We start from the raw sequence: 15,758 nt of genomic DNA, 5'->3' as shown, positions 1-15,758 counted from the left end.
ACGGCCGAATACTTATTTGAATATTTAGACCTAGTTTAGAATCGACTATTCCGCACTGGCTTGTTTCGTTGAAACCCAACCTTCTGTTAACGCTTTGCCTTTACGTAATCTTCTAATCCACATTCGACTTGGATGAATGGCTTCGAGCACATCAACCGGAAGAGGTAGAGGATCGCCACAAATTTGTGAGGCTAAAACTTCAGCTAAAAGAGGGGTCGAGCTCAAACCACGCGAACCTAAACCGATAAAGCAGAACAAGTTCGGATAGCTGGTAACAGGTTCGATACTGTCGATAGCATCACGCTGCGGATTAAAGTTGTGCAGATTCTGATATTGCTCTTTGATGGATTCAAAATCACCAACATTACCGACGAATGGTAGGTGATCACGGCTTACGCTACGGATGCCTTGGCGCGCTAAGTTGCCACTGGTATCGACATCTTTGGTCCACGCTTGATCAGGCAACGAGCCGTGTAAGCGCTCGCCATTATGTTGTTGAACCTCAATATCAAACTCTTGATCAATATTGGTTTTGTCGTAGTTCGCACCAATACAGTGGTGACCATTATTTGGATTCTGTGGCGTTAAGTAACCATCAAAACACAATACCGTGTTTAGCTGGCTGAGGTTTTCTGTAGTCGGGATATGACTCACTTGCCCTTTAACGGGTGTGAGAGGTACGGGGCGAGTTTGTTCAAATTGGGTGAACTTGTGTCCATTCGCCACAACCACTTGATCGTGCTTGGTTTGAATTTCACCTTGAGGTGTCTCAATCGTCAGCAACCATTGTTGCTCTGCTTCTAACCACACAAGTTGTGTTACTTGGTGCTGATAGTGTGTGCTCACTTGGTTGGTCTCTTCTAACTTACCAATCAAACCTTGAGTAAGCTGAAGAGGGCTTAACCAACCACCCAGTGGGAAGTAAACACTTTCTTTATCAACCGGTAAGCCAATCTTTTCGTTCGCTTGTTCGGGTGTTAAGCGCTGAATTAAGTCTGTGTGGAAATTGCCTTCCAACATACGGTTGAGCTTTTTGGTTGAACCTTCATCCCACATCAAGATATTCACGCCACACCAGTTGTGATCGAAGTTTACTGATTGTGCTGCTTGATTAATAAATTGGCGGGCAAACAATAAGCCCGGACCAAATATTCTTGATACATTCGATGTCGCTTCGCTGAGCAGCGGATAAATGGCACCTTGATTGTTGCCAGAGGCATTTCCAGCGGCTTGTTGGTGTTCACAATAAAGGGTGATGTTTTTACCACGTCGGCTTAACGTTTTTGCAAGCGCAGCGCTGGCAACACCACCACCGATAATGGCGATATCTTGTGAATCACTGTGTTGAGCTAGGCCATACCAAGGTTTGATGTTGGTGTGAGCGTGCTTCTCATCAAGGCGGCCGGCAATCATTTCCCGTTTAGTACCAAAGCCTTTAACTTTTTTCATTGCAAAGCCGGCTTCGATTAAACCGCGTCGTACAAAACCGGCAGCGGTAAACGTTGCACAGCTGCAATCTTGTTTTGCCAGTTTGGCCATGCCGTTGAATAGGTTTTGATTCCACATTTCAGGGTTCTTACTTGGCGCAAAGCCATCTAAGAACCAAGCGTCAACCAAACCTTCCTGCGGGGTCGGCACGTTTGGCATACAATCTTTAATATCACCAAACCATAAATCGAGTGTGATCGCGCCATCGCCCAACACAATGCGGTGACATTCCGGCAGAGCAATCGGATAGTGTTCTTGGAGTTGTGTCGCATACTGGGCTAATTCAGGCCAAGATTGGTGCGCTTTGATCAGATCATCTTTATTTAAAGGATATTTTTCAAAACTGATGAAATGTAACTCTTTGGTCATAGCTTGTGGGTTATCTTTAAGAAAAGCATCGAACCATTGCCAGACTGCGAGAAAGTTTAAACCTGTACCAAAACCGGTTTCAGCAATCACAAAACGGCGTTGTTGATGTTCAACCCAACGCTCTGGAAGGTGGTTTTGTTTTAAAAAGACGTAGCGAGTTTCTTCTAAACCGTTAACATTAGAGAAGTAAACGTCGTCAAATTGGTCTGAAACTGGCGTGCCAGACTCATTCCATTCCAGTTCTGCATTAGTAATTGAAGTCATAAAATCTATCATTTTGTGATTTGAAGCGATATGTTGGTAGGGATTGTACGAATTTCTAGGAAAGCTGACCACTTTTGTTAGGCTTCTTAGTTATCATCTAGCTGAATTTAGAATTATAGGAATGTCACATGAAACGAGTCGTAATCACCGGTATGGGTATTGTTTCAAGTATCGGTAACAACGTCGAAGAAGTTTTAGCATCACTGAAAGAGGGTAAATCAGGTATTACCGCTTCAGAGCAGTTCAAGGAAAATGGCTTGCGCTCTCAAGTTTGGGGTAACCTGAAAATGAACCCTGCTGACCATATCGATCGCAAAAAAATGCGCTTTATGGGTGATGCAGCGGCATTCGCTTATCTTTCAATGGAGCAAGCAATTGCTGACTCTGGTTTAACTGAAGATCAAGTATCTAATGACCGCACAGGTATCGTTGCGGGTTCAGGTGGTGCTTCATCTCTAAACCAAGTTAACGCTGTAGACATCATCCGTGAAAAAGGCGTTAAGCGCGTTGGTCCATACATGGTTCCACGTACAATGGCTTCTACGGTTTCTGCTTGTCTTGCTACACCATTCAAAATCCGTGGCGTGAACTACTCTATGAGTTCTGCATGTGCGACATCTGCACACTGTATTGGTCACGCAATGGAGCTTATCCAACTGGGTAAACAAGACGTTGTATTCGCTGGTGGCGGTGAAGAACTGGATTGGTCTCTGACTATGATGTTCGACGCAATGGGCGCACTTTCTACTAAGTACAACGACACGCCAGAATTGGCTTCTCGTACCTACGATGCAGACCGTGACGGTTTCGTTATCTCTGGTGGCGGCGGCATGCTAGTTATCGAAGAACTTGAGCACGCGGTTGCTCGTGGCGCAAAAATTTACGGTGAGATCGTGGGTTACGGCGCAACTTCAGATGGCTACGACATGGTTGCTCCTTCTGGTGAAGGCGCGGTTCGTTGTATGAAGATGGCAATGCAAAACGTTGATGGCGTTGACTACGTGAACACTCACGGTACTTCAACTCCTGTTGGTGACGTTAAAGAACTTGGTGCAATCCAAGAAGTCTTTGGCGGCAACAGCCCAGCAATCTCAGCAACTAAAGCGATGACAGGTCACGCTCTAGGTGCAGCTGGTGTACACGAAGCAATTTACTCAACACTAATGCTTGATAACGGTTTTATCGCACCAAGCATTAACGTTGCAAACCTAGACGAAGCAGGCGCAGGCCTAGACATCGTAACGGAAGCTCGTGAACAAGAGTTAACAACGGTTATGTCTAACAGCTTTGGTTTCGGCGGTACGAACGCAACGCTAGTAATCAAAAAATACCAAGGCTAATTGAAGCCAAGGTTAAATTAATAAAAGGTTAATCGTTAATGGGTGACGTGAGTGCCGATTCAACACGCACAGGTCACCCAGTAATCATGACCATCAGAACATAGCTTTTTAAATCAAGATTTAAAAGTTGAAAGGTTTCCAGAGCTTGATCAGTGCTGACTTTGGTTAGTACTGGTTGAACAGACGCAAGACTCTGTCTCCTGGAGAGCGAGATAGGATCCTTTTGTTCTGGATGTTTGCCCGATTGTTTATTCAATCGGGCATTTTTCGTTTTAGTCTTCTGAATTTTTCTTTTTGATTTTAGGTATTGGCTCTTATTTCTGTTCTTGTTTGTGCAGACTAGGCGATTCAGCCCTTTATTTATAATGTATTCCAATTGCGACTCGACACGGTGTGTGGAATTTTGCACAATCATTTCAATTCACATTTAAGGTCGACAGACCCCAACAAAAGTACCTTCCCAATGAAAATCTTAATCGATGAAAATATGCCTTATGCTGAAGCGCTTTTTAGCCAGCTAGGTGAAGTGACAATGAAGTCCGGTCGAACGCTAACCGCTGACGATCTTGTTGACGTAGATGCCCTGATGATTCGTTCGGTGACTAAGGTCAATGAAGCGCTGATCAGCAAAGCGAACAAGCTTAAGTTTGTTGGAACCGCGACAGCAGGTATGGATCACGTTGACCAAGAATTGATGAAAGAGCGTGGCATTTTCTTTACTGCGGCTCCTGGCTGTAACAAGGTGGGTGTGGCTGAGTATGCGTTCAGCGCGATGATGGTGTTGGCTCAGCAACAAGGTTTTTCTGTATTCGAAAAAACGGTCGGTATTATCGGCTGTGGCCAAGTGGGTAGCTATTTAGCGAAGTGCCTTGAAGGTATTGGCATTAAAGTATTGCTGAACGATCCTCTAAAACAACAAGAGGGTGATACTCGCGAGTTTACGGAATTAGAGACGCTGCTTGAGCAATCCGACGTGATCACTTTACATACGCCAATCACTAAGACGGGTGAGTTCCCAACGCATCACTTGATTAATGAGCAAGTACTGGAAAATTTACGTCTTGATCAAATTCTGATTAATGCGGCTCGCGGGCCAGTCGTTGATAACCAAGCATTAAAAGCTCGCTTGCAAAAAGCCGACGGGTTTACTGCGGTTCTGGATGTATTTGAGTTTGAACCTGAAGTCGATTTCGAGCTGCTTCCACTGCTTGCTTTTGCAACACCTCACGTAGCGGGCTACGGTTTAGAGGGCAAAGCGCGCGGTACTACGATGATCTTCAACAGTTATTGTGAGTTTTTAGGTACTGAACAGCGTGCTTATGCAAGCGATCTTCTGCCGACAGCGCCAGTGCCTCAAATGAAATTAGATAGAGCTTGGGATGAAGCAACACTGCACAATTTGACTCAGTTGATCTATGATGTGCGCAAAGACGACGCCTTATTCCGTCGCAATATCTCTACGCCGGGTTCTTTTGACAAGATGCGTAAAGAATATTGGGACCGTAGAGAGTACAGTGCAGTCGAGTTAACGGGCGACGAATCTTGTAATTTAACGCCGTTATCTAAACTCGGTTTTATGGTAAAGCCAACTTTATAAAAGAGAGAAACAATGAGCCAAGAATTTAATATTGCTATTTTAGGTGCGACTGGTGCGGTTGGTGAAACCATTCTTGAAGTACTTAAAGAGCGTAAATTCCCTGTCGGTGAAATGCACTTACTAGCAAGTGAACGTAGTGAAGGCAAAACTTCCCGTTTTAACGGCAAAACAATACAAGTACAAAACGTAGAAGACTTCGATTGGTCTCAAGTACATATTGCGTTTTTCTCTGCAGGTAGCGAGCTTTCAGAACGTTGGGCTCCAATCGCCGCTGACGAAGGTGTGGTTGTTATCGATAACACATCACGTTTCCGTTACGAATACGATGTTCCTCTGGTTGTGCCAGAAGTGAACCCTGAAGCGATTGCTGAGTTCCGTAACCGCAACATCATCGCGAACCCTAACTGTTCTACTATTCAGATGGTAGTAGCACTTAAACCAATTCACGATGAAGTGGGCCTTGAGCGTATTAACGTTTCAACTTACCAATCTGTGTCTGGTGCAGGTAAGCCGGGTATCGATGAGCTAGCAGGTCAAACGGCTAAGCTTCTTAACGGCATGCCAGCTGACAAGTCAGCATTCTCACAGCAGATCGCGTTCAACTGTATTCCTCAAATCGATGAATTTACAGAGAACGGCTACACACGTGAAGAAATGAAGATGGTTTGGGAAACTCAAAAGATCTTTGCTGACTCTTCAATCACGGTGAACCCAACTTGTGTTCGTGTTCCTGTGTTCTATGGTCACGCTGAATCTCTACACATTGAAACTCGCGCGCCAATCGGTGCTGAGCAAGTTATTCAGCTTCTAGAGAACACAGAAGGCGTTGAAGTTTTCCAAGCTTTAGACTTCCCAACTCAGGTTCGTGATGCTGGTGGTAAAGACCACGTAATGGTTGGTCGTATTCGTAACGACATCAGCCATCACAGCGGTGTGAACATGTGGGTAGTCGCTGATAACGTTCGTAAAGGCGCAGCAACGAACGCAGTTCAAATCGCAGAATTGCTTATTCGCGATTACTTCTAAGCTTCATTGCTTTGATTATCAAGCCTCACTCTTTAGTGGGGCTTTTTTAATCGATTGAAAATATTGTTAGTCAAATTGTGTGAAATTGCTGCGAATATTGTTGCTGCAACACATTTTTTGTTTTCATCTCTATAGTTTTACGTCATTTATCCGATATATTTAATAGATCATCACTTTTCCGAATTTAAGCACCTAGCTGAGCCTTTTATGTTTCAAATTTTCAAGCCGTGGTTAATACCTTTTGCCTTTATCATTGCGACTCAGATTTCCGTTGTTCGTGCAGATTCCATTCGAGTTGTAGGGCCTGATGGTCAGATACAATCAGCGCCTACGTTTTCAGAACCTCTTCAAAGAGCGCAATCGAATAGCGCTGAGCCTTCTCGTTTCTATGGCCCAACTCGTGGCTCAGAAACGCTATGGTCTATCGCGTCAAAGTTACGCCCTGATAGCTCCGTTTCAGTCCAACAAACCTTGTTGGCAATTTATCGTTTAAACCCACAAGCGTTTGAAAACCAGAATATCCATAGCCTGCTACCTGCCAGCAACTTACGTGTGCCTTCTTTAGAACAAACTCGCGCAAGCTCAACGCAGCAAGCTATCAACATCATGAACTCACATCTTGCTAAGCTTGATGCTCCTGCAAGTAAGCCTGTCGCTTCAAAACCAAAAGCGTCGAGTTCTGATGCAAAAAATGTTGTTCCTGCTAAGCAAGTAAGCACTACTGAAACCGCTAAAAAGCCATTGTCTCCAACTCAATCATCTCTATCTCAGTCGGCTCCAACCCAAGAGATGAACAAGCTAGAGAAGCAGCTAGAGCTTTCTGAAACTGAGCTGCTATCTCTAGAAGAGAAAAACCACCAACTTCGTTTGATGCTATCGAATGTTCAGTCGGAAGTAGATGGATTAAAAACCGAACTCAGTGATGAAGATCGCATACGTAGCGAAGTTGAAAAGTTACTCGCGGAAGAGAAAAGAAAGAATGCTGAAATCGAAAAAATGGCGCCAAGTGCCATGGATCAGCTGTTATCTAATGGTTGGCTAGTTGCCGCACTTGCGATTATTCCCGGCTTGTTACTTGGTTTGATCATTGTGATGCTGTTAGGTCGTCGTTCTAAAAATGATGATCCGCAACAAACGACTCAAGAACAGCCTATTCAGCCTCAACCGAGCAGTGTCGCGCCAATCACCTTAGGTGATGAAATGGACGATCTTGATAATGAACTGTCTCTCGATGATGAACTGTTTGGTACCGAAGATGACGCGAATAAGTTGTTCGACGACCAAGCATTGGCAGAAGAAGACGATGTCTTTGCAGGCTTAGATGAATCGGATCTTGATTTCAACTTAGACGGTGAAGATGATGACCCATTTGCGAGCATCGGAGAAAACGGCGACTTAGACACAAACTTTGATGATCTTGATTTAGACAGCAGCAATGGCATCAGCGTTAATGGCGAAGATAAAGCACTTGGCCTTGAAGAGATGGAGCGTGCATTAGACGAAACGGTTGAAAGCGCGCTGGATTCCGATGAAGGCGATTTCGATCTTTCTGATGATAATCCAATGTCTGCCGATGATATTGAAGCGTTACTCGCTCAAGAATCAGCAACAGAAGACTTAGGTTCGAATGAATTAGACCAATCATTATTGGATGATTTGTTCGCGCTTGATGACGAAGATGATGACAGCTTTGATATTGATGCCTTGATATCTGAAGAACAAAACGATGCGACTCCAGCCATCGGCACGTCAGCGACGGATGACTTCGACATTGATGCGCTTATCTCAGAACAGCAGAGCGATGCTGTCCCTGCTGATTTGAGCAACGACGAATTTGATATCGATGCTCTTATCTCGGAACAGCAAGCCCCTCAACCTTCAGCTCCTAGCGTAGAAGATGATATTGACGATATCTTTGCTCAAGTTGCGGCTCAAAATGAACAAGGTAATGACCCGTTTAACCTTGATAACGATGATGAGATTGGCTCAAGCCTGAATAGCGGCTTAGCGTCTGATGATGACATCGAAAATATTTTGGCTCAGTTTGATCAGCCACTAGAAAACGAAGATGAATCCGCTCTATCTGAGCAACCTCAGAGCGCGCCAGCTTCAGAACAACCATCACTTGATATTCCTAATCTTGATCTGCTTGATGAGCAACTTGAAGGGGACGACGTTGATTTAAGCAATTCTACCGATCTGCTTGACGAAATGTTGGACAGTGAATCATACCAAGAGTCTGAAGATGAACCGCTTGGTTTCGATACTCTATCTGAACTGGAAGAGCTTTCAGGTTTGTCGACTGATGATGAGTTGAATATCAGCGAAGACAGCACAGAAACCTTGGATGAACTAATCGGGGATTCTGATGATGACTTCGAACTCGACGCTGAGAGTACTGACTTACTAGATGACTTCCTTGATAGTGAATTGTCAGATAATGCGCTTTCAACGGATGAAACCGAGACACAAAAATCGGAATCTTTAGACCCGTTTGATGACTTACTGACAAGCGGTATTGAAGACGAAGTTGAATCTGAAGAACAAGCGTTTGATAAAGAGTTAGACGCTGCCTTAGATTTAGACAAAACCAGCGATGACAATGATTCAGATGCTGAGCTTACTGAGTTAACGCTTGAGCCTTCTGAAGTTGAGCTAGAACAAGCTAACGAAGAGTTGTTAGATTCGGAGCTGACGCAAGACAGTGCTGATGTTAAATCAGAAAAAGATGAAGACTTTAATCGCGATGACTTCATCGATGATCTATTTGGTGTTGCACCTGCAACGGATGCGCTGCTAGACGATTCACTAGAAACAACAGACGAAGCGTTGATTGATGAGTTGATGTCTTCTGATAGCGACGCATTAACATCGGTTGAAGAGCCAGCTTCAAGTTCTGAAGATCTTGTTTTAGAAGATGAATTCGATTCTCCTTCAGAACCGACCCAGTCTTCTGCAGATGAAGCAATTCCATCACCTGAAGCAATGTCACCTGATGACGTCGATGAACTGGATATTGATTCTCTGCTATCTGATAACTCAATGTCTGACGTTGAGATGCCATCAGATGAAGCTCTAGAACCCGCTTCAAGCGTACAAAGTGAAGTTTCGCCATCCTCTTTAAGTGATATTTCCGAAGGCGATGAAGAGACGGTTGAAGATTGGTTAGCGGAAGCTATCGATGATGTAGAGTCTCCAGCGAACATTGATTCTGATTTTGACTTCGAACCTAAAATTCAAGGTAGCGATCAACTCGACGATGTTGTTGAATCCTTGCCAGAGCCAGAGCCAGAGCCAGAGCCAGAGCCAGAGCCAGAGCCAGAGCCAGAGCCAGAGCCAGAGCCAGTTCGTGCCGCGCATATGCCTGAAATCATTCCAAATGAATTCGGTGTGCCAGAAGACGATGATTGGCTGATTGAAGAAGACACGGCTAAACAAGAAACATTGGCACAAGCTGATGAAGTAGCGGAAGAGCCTGTGGTTCCTGCTGTTGATTCTCTGTTAGATGCTGAAACCCAATTAGACGCTGAACCGCAAGCTGAAGTGGCAGAACAAGTTGAAGAGGTAGGGCAAGAAGGCGAAGAAGAATTCTCTTTTGATGACTTTGAGCTTCCTGAGTTTAACGAAGAAGACGCCTTGGCAGACGTTGATGCCGAAGTAACACCAGAACCGGTAGCACCTGCTGTTGAGCCTCTTTTAGATGCTGAACCTCAATTAAACGCTGAGCCGCAAGTTGAAGCTGCCTCGCAAGCTGAAGTGGCGGAACAAGTTGAAGAGGTTGAGCAAGAAGACGAAGAAGAATTTTCGTTTGATGACTTTGAGCTTCCTGAGTTTGACGAGGAAGACGCATTAGCTGAGGCTGATACACAAGCTGCGTTAGAGCCAACACCAACGTCTGTAGACGCTCCTGATAGCCTTGAGCCTGAAGTCAGCCCGTTAGCCCCTGAAGCAAGTGCTGTTGCTCCTGAGCTTAAAGCTGAAGAGCCGACAGTGGAATCAGAAGAGTTCTCTTTCGACGATTTCGAGCTCCCAGAGTTTGGTGAAGACGATGCGTTAGCGGAAGTGGTTAGCGAACCCGACGAAGCTCAGTTAGAGCAAGACCTATCTGATGGTACAGAGAAGTTTGAGTTCGATGATCTTGACCTGCCAGAATACGATGAAGAGAGTGCCAAAGCGGACTCTGTTTTAGATGATATTGAACAAAGCAGTGCAGAACCGGTAGCGGAAGACCAAGGCGTAGAGCTGGATGTGCTTGATCTGCCAGAATACGGTGAAGATGAAGCTATCTCTGATGCGTTTGCTGAGAAGCCAACACCATTAACGTCTTTCAGCCCGCAAGGTGAAGAGCAAGACGCGCTGTATGACTTGTTCTCAAACCCGCAAAGCTTCAGTCATGCTGATGATTTCTCGGATACAGACGCTTTCTCGGACGTAGACGATTTATCAGATGCAAAAGAGCCTGAACTGGCGGCTTTCGGACAATCCGATGAGTTACCGGGTTCGGCTTCAGAATTAGCGCCTGCAGAATCAAACTCAGCACCGACTGCGGTGCAAGACGAACCTCTAGAAGGGTTTGATGATTTTGATGAAACAGCGCTGGCTGAGTTGCTTTCAGAAGATGTTCAAGACTCTGTTGACAACATGTTCGATAAACCATTGGATGCAACGTCGATTGATAGCGCAGGGCTTGATATTGATGCGATGCTTGAAGTCGGTGGTGAAGATTGGAAAGGTTTTAACTTAGCACCAGAGCAGCAATCGAGCATGCACAATGATGTGCCTGATGATCAACAAGAGATTTGGGCGTCAGCTGAGCAACAAGCTGAACCTAAAATCAAAGAAGAGAATTGGGCTCAGCAAGACAACCTAACTGAACCGGGTAGCAGTCGTGATAAGCAATACATGACGATTGATGAACTGATGGCTCAAGTGGAACAAGAAGGCGAAGACGCGATTAATCCAGATGACGAAGAGCTAAAACTGGATGTTGGCCTTAACGAGTTCCCAGATGTAATCGGTGACATTGGTAATTATGATGTCGACAGCAATGCAGAAGCCGCAGGCAAGCTTGATTTAGCTAAAATCTATATCGAGATGAGTGACTCACAAGGAGCGATAAAGCTCTTAGAGGAAGCGATAGTCGACGGCAGTGATGATATTCGCCGCGAAGCTAAGAACCTTATCGATACGATCAACGGCCGATAAATTAAACGATACGTAAAGGGTAGCATTAGCTACCCTTTATTTTTTGCAGACCTTTCTTTTAATATTGAAGATTTGACCCCATCCGATTTGGGGTAGAACTGATTTCCGTATATACTTCTCGCCCATTTTCAAAGAGAACAAGAACATGAAAATTGCTTTAGGTATTGAATACAACGGTACCCACTACTTTGGTTGGCAGCGCCAACGAGACGTGAAAAGTGTCCAAGAAGAATTGGAAAAGGCTCTTTCTGTTGTCGCGAATCACCCTGTAGAAGTTATGTGCGCAGGCCGAACGGATGCCGGTGTTCACGGTACGGGACAAGTCGTTCACTTTGAAACTAATGTCGATCGTAAAATGGTGGCATGGACTATGGGCGCTAATGCCAACATGCCGAAAGATATCGCTGTTCGTTGGGCGACAGAAGTGAATGAAGATTTTCATGCTCGCTTTTCTGCTACCGCTCGTCGTTACCGCTACATTATCTTTAACCATGCACTGCGCCCAGGCATTCTTAATTCAGGAGTGAGCCACTATCATGGTCACCTTGATGAGAAAAAAATGCATGAAGCGGGTCAGTACTTGTTAGGCGAGAACGACTTCACTTCATTCAGAGCGACACATTGTCAATCTCGTAGCCCATGGCGAAATATGATTCACTTAAATGTGACTCGTCACGGACACTACATCGTGATTGATATTAAAGCGAATGCGTTTGTTCACCACATGGTGAGGAATATTACTGGCAGCTTAATTGCGGTAGGTAAAGGTGAGCAGAAACCAGAATGGATCCAGTGGCTTTTAGAGGCTAAAGATCGAAAAGTAGCAGGCGCGACCGCAAAAGCGGAAGGTTTGTATTTGGTTGATGTTGATTATCCTGAACATTTTGAGCTACCACGAGAGCCAATTGGTCCTCTATTTTTACCGGATAATTTGAACTAAATGTGAGACTTAGGTTCAAAAATTATTACGGTTTCGTGCGTAAAATAGCGTGAGAAAATAGGTACAACCAGTTTTTTATCTACAGTCGCTGTTTTATGTGCTTTAATTCCCACGCATAATTCCCAAATTTATTTCTTTCGCAATCAAGCGGAGGAATCGAAACAAAAAGGTCTTCCATGAGTTGGCTTGAAAAGATTTTAGAAAAAAGCAACATCGTTACATCTCGTAAAGCGTCTATCCCTGAGGGTGTTTGGACTAAATGTACTTCTTGTGAGCAGGTTCTCTACCATGCTGAACTTGAACGTAACCTAGAAGTATGTCCAAAATGTGATCATCACATGCGCATGAAAGCTCGTCGTCGTCTGGATACATTCCTAGACAAAGGTGAGCGTGTTGAACTAGGTGCTGATCTTGAGCCACAAGACAAACTGAAGTTTAAAGATTCTAAGCGTTACAAAGAACGTATCTCTACTGCTCAGAAAAACAGTGGTGAGACAGATGCATTAGTTGCAATGAAAGGCGAACTGCTTGGTTTACCTATCGTAGCGTGTGCTTTTGAATTCTCATTCATGGGCGGTTCAATGGGTTCTGTTGTTGGTGCTCGTTTTGTGAAAGCGGTAGATGCTGCTATCGAGAACAACTGTGGTTTAGTTTGTTTTTCTGCAAGTGGTGGTGCACGTATGCAAGAGGCGCTTATGTCTCTAATGCAAATGGCAAAAACCAGTGCAGCGCTAGAGCGTTTATCTGCGAAAGGCCTACCGTTTGTTTCAGTCATGACTGATCCAACAATGGGTGGTGTTTCTGCAAGTTTGGCAATGCTTGGTGATATCAACATTGGTGAGCCAAAAGCACTGATCGGTTTCGCTGGACGTCGTGTAATCGAACAAACAGTACGTGAAGACCTTCCTGAAGGTTTCCAGCGTAGTGAGTTCCTACTTGACCACGGTGCTATCGACATGATTGTTGACCGTCGTGAGATGCGTCAGCGCGTTGCAAGCCTTGTTGCTAAAATGACCAATCAGCCTTCGCCATTAGTAGTTTCTGTGAACGATTCACCGAATGAAGCTACTTATGAAGTACCAGAAGCGCCAGAAAAAGGGTAAAGTACCATCTAACAAACCTACTTAATCATGGTTATGAGTTAGATGAGTCAACAACCTATTCCTCAAGCCACATCCTCTTTGGAGATGTGGCTTGATTATTTATCAAACATCCACACAAGCGCTATTGACCTTGGGTTAGACCGAGTTCAGGCCGTCGCCTCTAAGGCAAACCTCACCAAACCTGCTAAACACGTGATCACCGTTGCCGGAACTAATGGCAAAGGCTCAACATGTGCCCTAATGGAAGCAATTCTATTGGACGCTGGTTACTCCGTTGGTGTCTACAGTTCTCCTCACTTAATTCGCTATAACGAACGCGTTCGTATTAACGGCCAAGATCTGTCTGATGAAAAGATGGTTCAATCTTTCGACTTCATTGAGAAAGAGCGTGGTGAAATCAGCCTGAGCTTCTTCGAATACGGTACTTTAGCGGCGTTACGTGCGTTTCAAACCGAAGCGGTTGATGTTGTGTTGTTAGAAGTGGGCCTAGGCGGGCGTTTAGACGCGACGAACATTGTTGAGCATGATGTGTCTGTGATCACCAGTTTGGCTGTCGACCACGTTGATTGGCTAGGTGATGACATTAATGTGATTGGTTTTGAGAAAGCGGGTATCTATCGCAGTGGTAAGCCAGCTATCTGTGGTCAACCTAAGCCGCCAGCAACGGTTGCTGCACATGCCGATGACATTAAGGCTGAGTTTTACCAAGTGGGTATTCAATATACCTACGAAGTTAATGGCGATAGCTGGAATTGGAACAGCGGTGCATTTCGACTGGACGCATTGCCTATTCCTAGCTTACCGCTACCGAACGCGGCAACCGCATTAATGGCGCTAGGGACTTCAGATCTTAGCATTAGCGATGTGAACGTCGTTAACGGTTTGAATAACGCGCAGCTTCCAGGGCGTATGCAACAAATTAGCGACCAGCCCGTAATAGTATTAGATGTGGCGCACAACCCACATTCTGCTGAGTATTTTGCACAACAAGTTACTCAAAAGTATGCCGGAAAAAATTTACACGTTGTAGTCGCCATGCTTCATGACAAAGATATTCCCGCGACATTGGAAGTATTAGCACCAGTTGCAACTCATTGGTACCCAGCTTCACTGCAAGGCCCTCGTGCGGCAACCGCTGCCGAGTTATGTGAGAGCTTGCCTGAAGGCGTAGAGCAGCATACAAACCCTGTAACGGCGTTTGAGGCAGCTTTAGCTTCTGTTAAGGGTGATGATGTTGTGTTGGTGGTTGGTTCTTTCCATACTGTTGGTGAAGTCTTGGAGCATTGGCAGAAAAAAGGAAACTAAATGGCAAGTAAATTCCAAAGCCGATTAGTCGGCACCATCATTTTAGTGGCGATTGGCGTTATCGTATTGCCAGATGTACTTGATGGTAAGAAGCTCCACTATAAAGAGGAGTTTGCAAGCATTCCGATTAAGCCTGAGCTTGATAGTAATGTAGAGGTGTTTGAGGTTCTTGATCCTGTGGAAGATCAGATTGCATTACCGGACTCTCCGGTTGAGCAAGTGATTGAAAGTGGTGATTCAGAAACCCAAACTGCGTCGGCTTCAAATAATAAAGAAGCAGATAAAGTGAAAGTGGTGGTTAAACCGGTACCTGAAAAAAATGAATATCAAGACAGTGCTTGGCTCATTCAATTGATGGCTTTGAAGAATGCTGACAATGCAAAAAGCATGGTTAAGGATTTACAAAAGCGCGGTTATCAAGCCCACACGAAGCAAGAAAAAACTTTTACGCGAGTGATTATTGGTCCCGATGTCTCTAAATCCAAACTTGAGCGACAAATTAAGGAATTAGAAAAAATTACGGGTTCAAAAGGCCAATTGCTCAAATTTAAACCGTTAAATCCATAAGAAAACGTTTGCGTCAGCATTTTTTCTGTTAAAATGCGCGCCAACTTAAGATGAAGAATTCATGAATTGGTTAGATTTTGTCATTTTAGGCGTGATCGGCTTCTCTGCCGTGATCAGTTTAGTTCGTGGTTTCGCTAAAGAAGCGTTGTCATTAGTTATTTGGTTTGGAGCATTTTTTATTGCTAGCCAGTACTACGCTAAATTAGCAATGTACTTCACCAATATCGAAGATGAGATGTTTCGTAACGGAACTGCGATAGCAGCATTGTTTGTTGCAACGTTAGTTGTTGGTGCCTTAGTTAACTATGTCATCGGTCAACTAGTTCAGAAAACAGGCCTGTCGGGTACAGACAGAATCCTCGGTGTCGTTTTTGGCGGTTTACGTGGTGTTCTGATTGTCTCAGCAGTGTTGTTTTTCATGGATGCGTTTACTGCATTCCCAAGTTCTGAGTGGTGGAAGAATTCGCAGTTGGTTCCGGAGTTTAGCCGAATCATTGCGCCGTTCTTTGAGCATTTACAAGCAACATCTAGTTTCTTATCTGGCGCGCTCTAGC

At 44.7% G+C, this 15,758-nt stretch carries 11 protein-coding genes; 9 read left to right on the top strand and 2 right to left on the bottom strand.

Annotated elements, in window-relative coordinates:
- Positions 1–45: 45 nt before the first annotated feature.
- Positions 46–2,193, bottom strand: a complete 2,148-nt coding sequence (gene mnmC / locus QWZ07_RS17625) for a bifunctional tRNA (5-methylaminomethyl-2-thiouridine)(34)-methyltransferase MnmC2/FAD-dependent 5-carboxymethylaminomethyl-2-thiouridine(34) oxidoreductase MnmC1 (protein ID WP_192852176.1) — start codon at positions 2,191–2,193, stop codon at positions 46–48.
- A gap of 56 nt (positions 2,194–2,249) precedes the next feature.
- On the opposite strand from mnmC, the gene fabB reads away from it, so the two are divergent.
- On the top strand, positions 2,250–3,461 hold the full coding sequence (gene fabB / locus QWZ07_RS17620; RefSeq protein ID WP_010436883.1) for a beta-ketoacyl-ACP synthase I: 1,212 nt from the start codon (positions 2,250–2,252) through the stop codon (positions 3,459–3,461).
- A gap of 73 nt (positions 3,462–3,534) precedes the next feature.
- Here the strand turns inward: fabB and QWZ07_RS17615 are convergent, their stop codons facing one another.
- Positions 3,535–3,876: a hypothetical protein gene (locus QWZ07_RS17615; protein ID WP_192852175.1), complete on the bottom strand. Its 342-nt coding sequence runs from the start codon at positions 3,874–3,876 to the stop codon at positions 3,535–3,537.
- Between the two features lie 48 nt (positions 3,877–3,924).
- Between QWZ07_RS17615 and QWZ07_RS17610 the strand changes: the two genes are divergently transcribed.
- The 8 genes from QWZ07_RS17610 to QWZ07_RS17575 all read left to right on the top strand — a co-directional run bounded on the left by QWZ07_RS17610 (position 3,925) and on the right by QWZ07_RS17575 (position 15,757).
- Positions 3,925–5,058 (top strand): 4-phosphoerythronate dehydrogenase, encoded by a 1,134-nt coding sequence (locus QWZ07_RS17610; RefSeq protein WP_192852174.1) that lies wholly within the window; start codon positions 3,925–3,927, stop codon positions 5,056–5,058.
- 12 nt (positions 5,059–5,070) lie between these two features.
- Positions 5,071–6,084: an aspartate-semialdehyde dehydrogenase gene (locus QWZ07_RS17605; protein WP_017111155.1), complete on the top strand. Its 1,014-nt coding sequence runs from the start codon at positions 5,071–5,073 to the stop codon at positions 6,082–6,084.
- A gap of 207 nt (positions 6,085–6,291) precedes the next feature.
- Entirely contained in the window at positions 6,292–11,289 is a 4,998-nt protein-coding gene (locus QWZ07_RS17600; protein ID WP_192852173.1) for a FimV/HubP family polar landmark protein, read from the top strand.
- Between the two features lie 145 nt (positions 11,290–11,434).
- Positions 11,435–12,229, top strand: coding sequence for a tRNA pseudouridine(38-40) synthase TruA (truA, locus tag QWZ07_RS17595; protein ID WP_004734161.1), 795 nt, complete (start codon positions 11,435–11,437; stop codon positions 12,227–12,229).
- Positions 12,230–12,405: 176 nt separating this feature from the next.
- Positions 12,406–13,332, top strand: a complete 927-nt coding sequence (accD, locus tag QWZ07_RS17590; RefSeq protein ID WP_017106162.1) for an acetyl-CoA carboxylase, carboxyltransferase subunit beta — start codon at positions 12,406–12,408, stop codon at positions 13,330–13,332.
- Between the two features lie 42 nt (positions 13,333–13,374).
- Positions 13,375–14,637, top strand: a complete 1,263-nt coding sequence (folC, locus tag QWZ07_RS17585; protein WP_017106163.1) for a bifunctional tetrahydrofolate synthase/dihydrofolate synthase — start codon at positions 13,375–13,377, stop codon at positions 14,635–14,637.
- Positions 14,638–15,204, top strand: a complete 567-nt coding sequence (locus tag QWZ07_RS17580; protein ID WP_017106164.1) for an SPOR domain-containing protein — start codon at positions 14,638–14,640, stop codon at positions 15,202–15,204.
- Between the two features lie 61 nt (positions 15,205–15,265).
- Positions 15,266–15,757 (top strand): CvpA family protein, encoded by a 492-nt coding sequence (locus tag QWZ07_RS17575; protein WP_009848678.1) that lies wholly within the window; start codon positions 15,266–15,268, stop codon positions 15,755–15,757.
- The last annotated feature ends 1 nt before the right edge of the window (position 15,758 follow it).

Source organism: Vibrio lentus (assembly GCF_030409755.1).
Lineage (GTDB): Bacteria > Pseudomonadota > Gammaproteobacteria > Enterobacterales > Vibrionaceae > Vibrio > Vibrio lentus.
The sequence above is the reverse complement of the archived record's forward strand: the minus strand, read 5'-3'. Positions and strand labels throughout refer to the sequence as shown.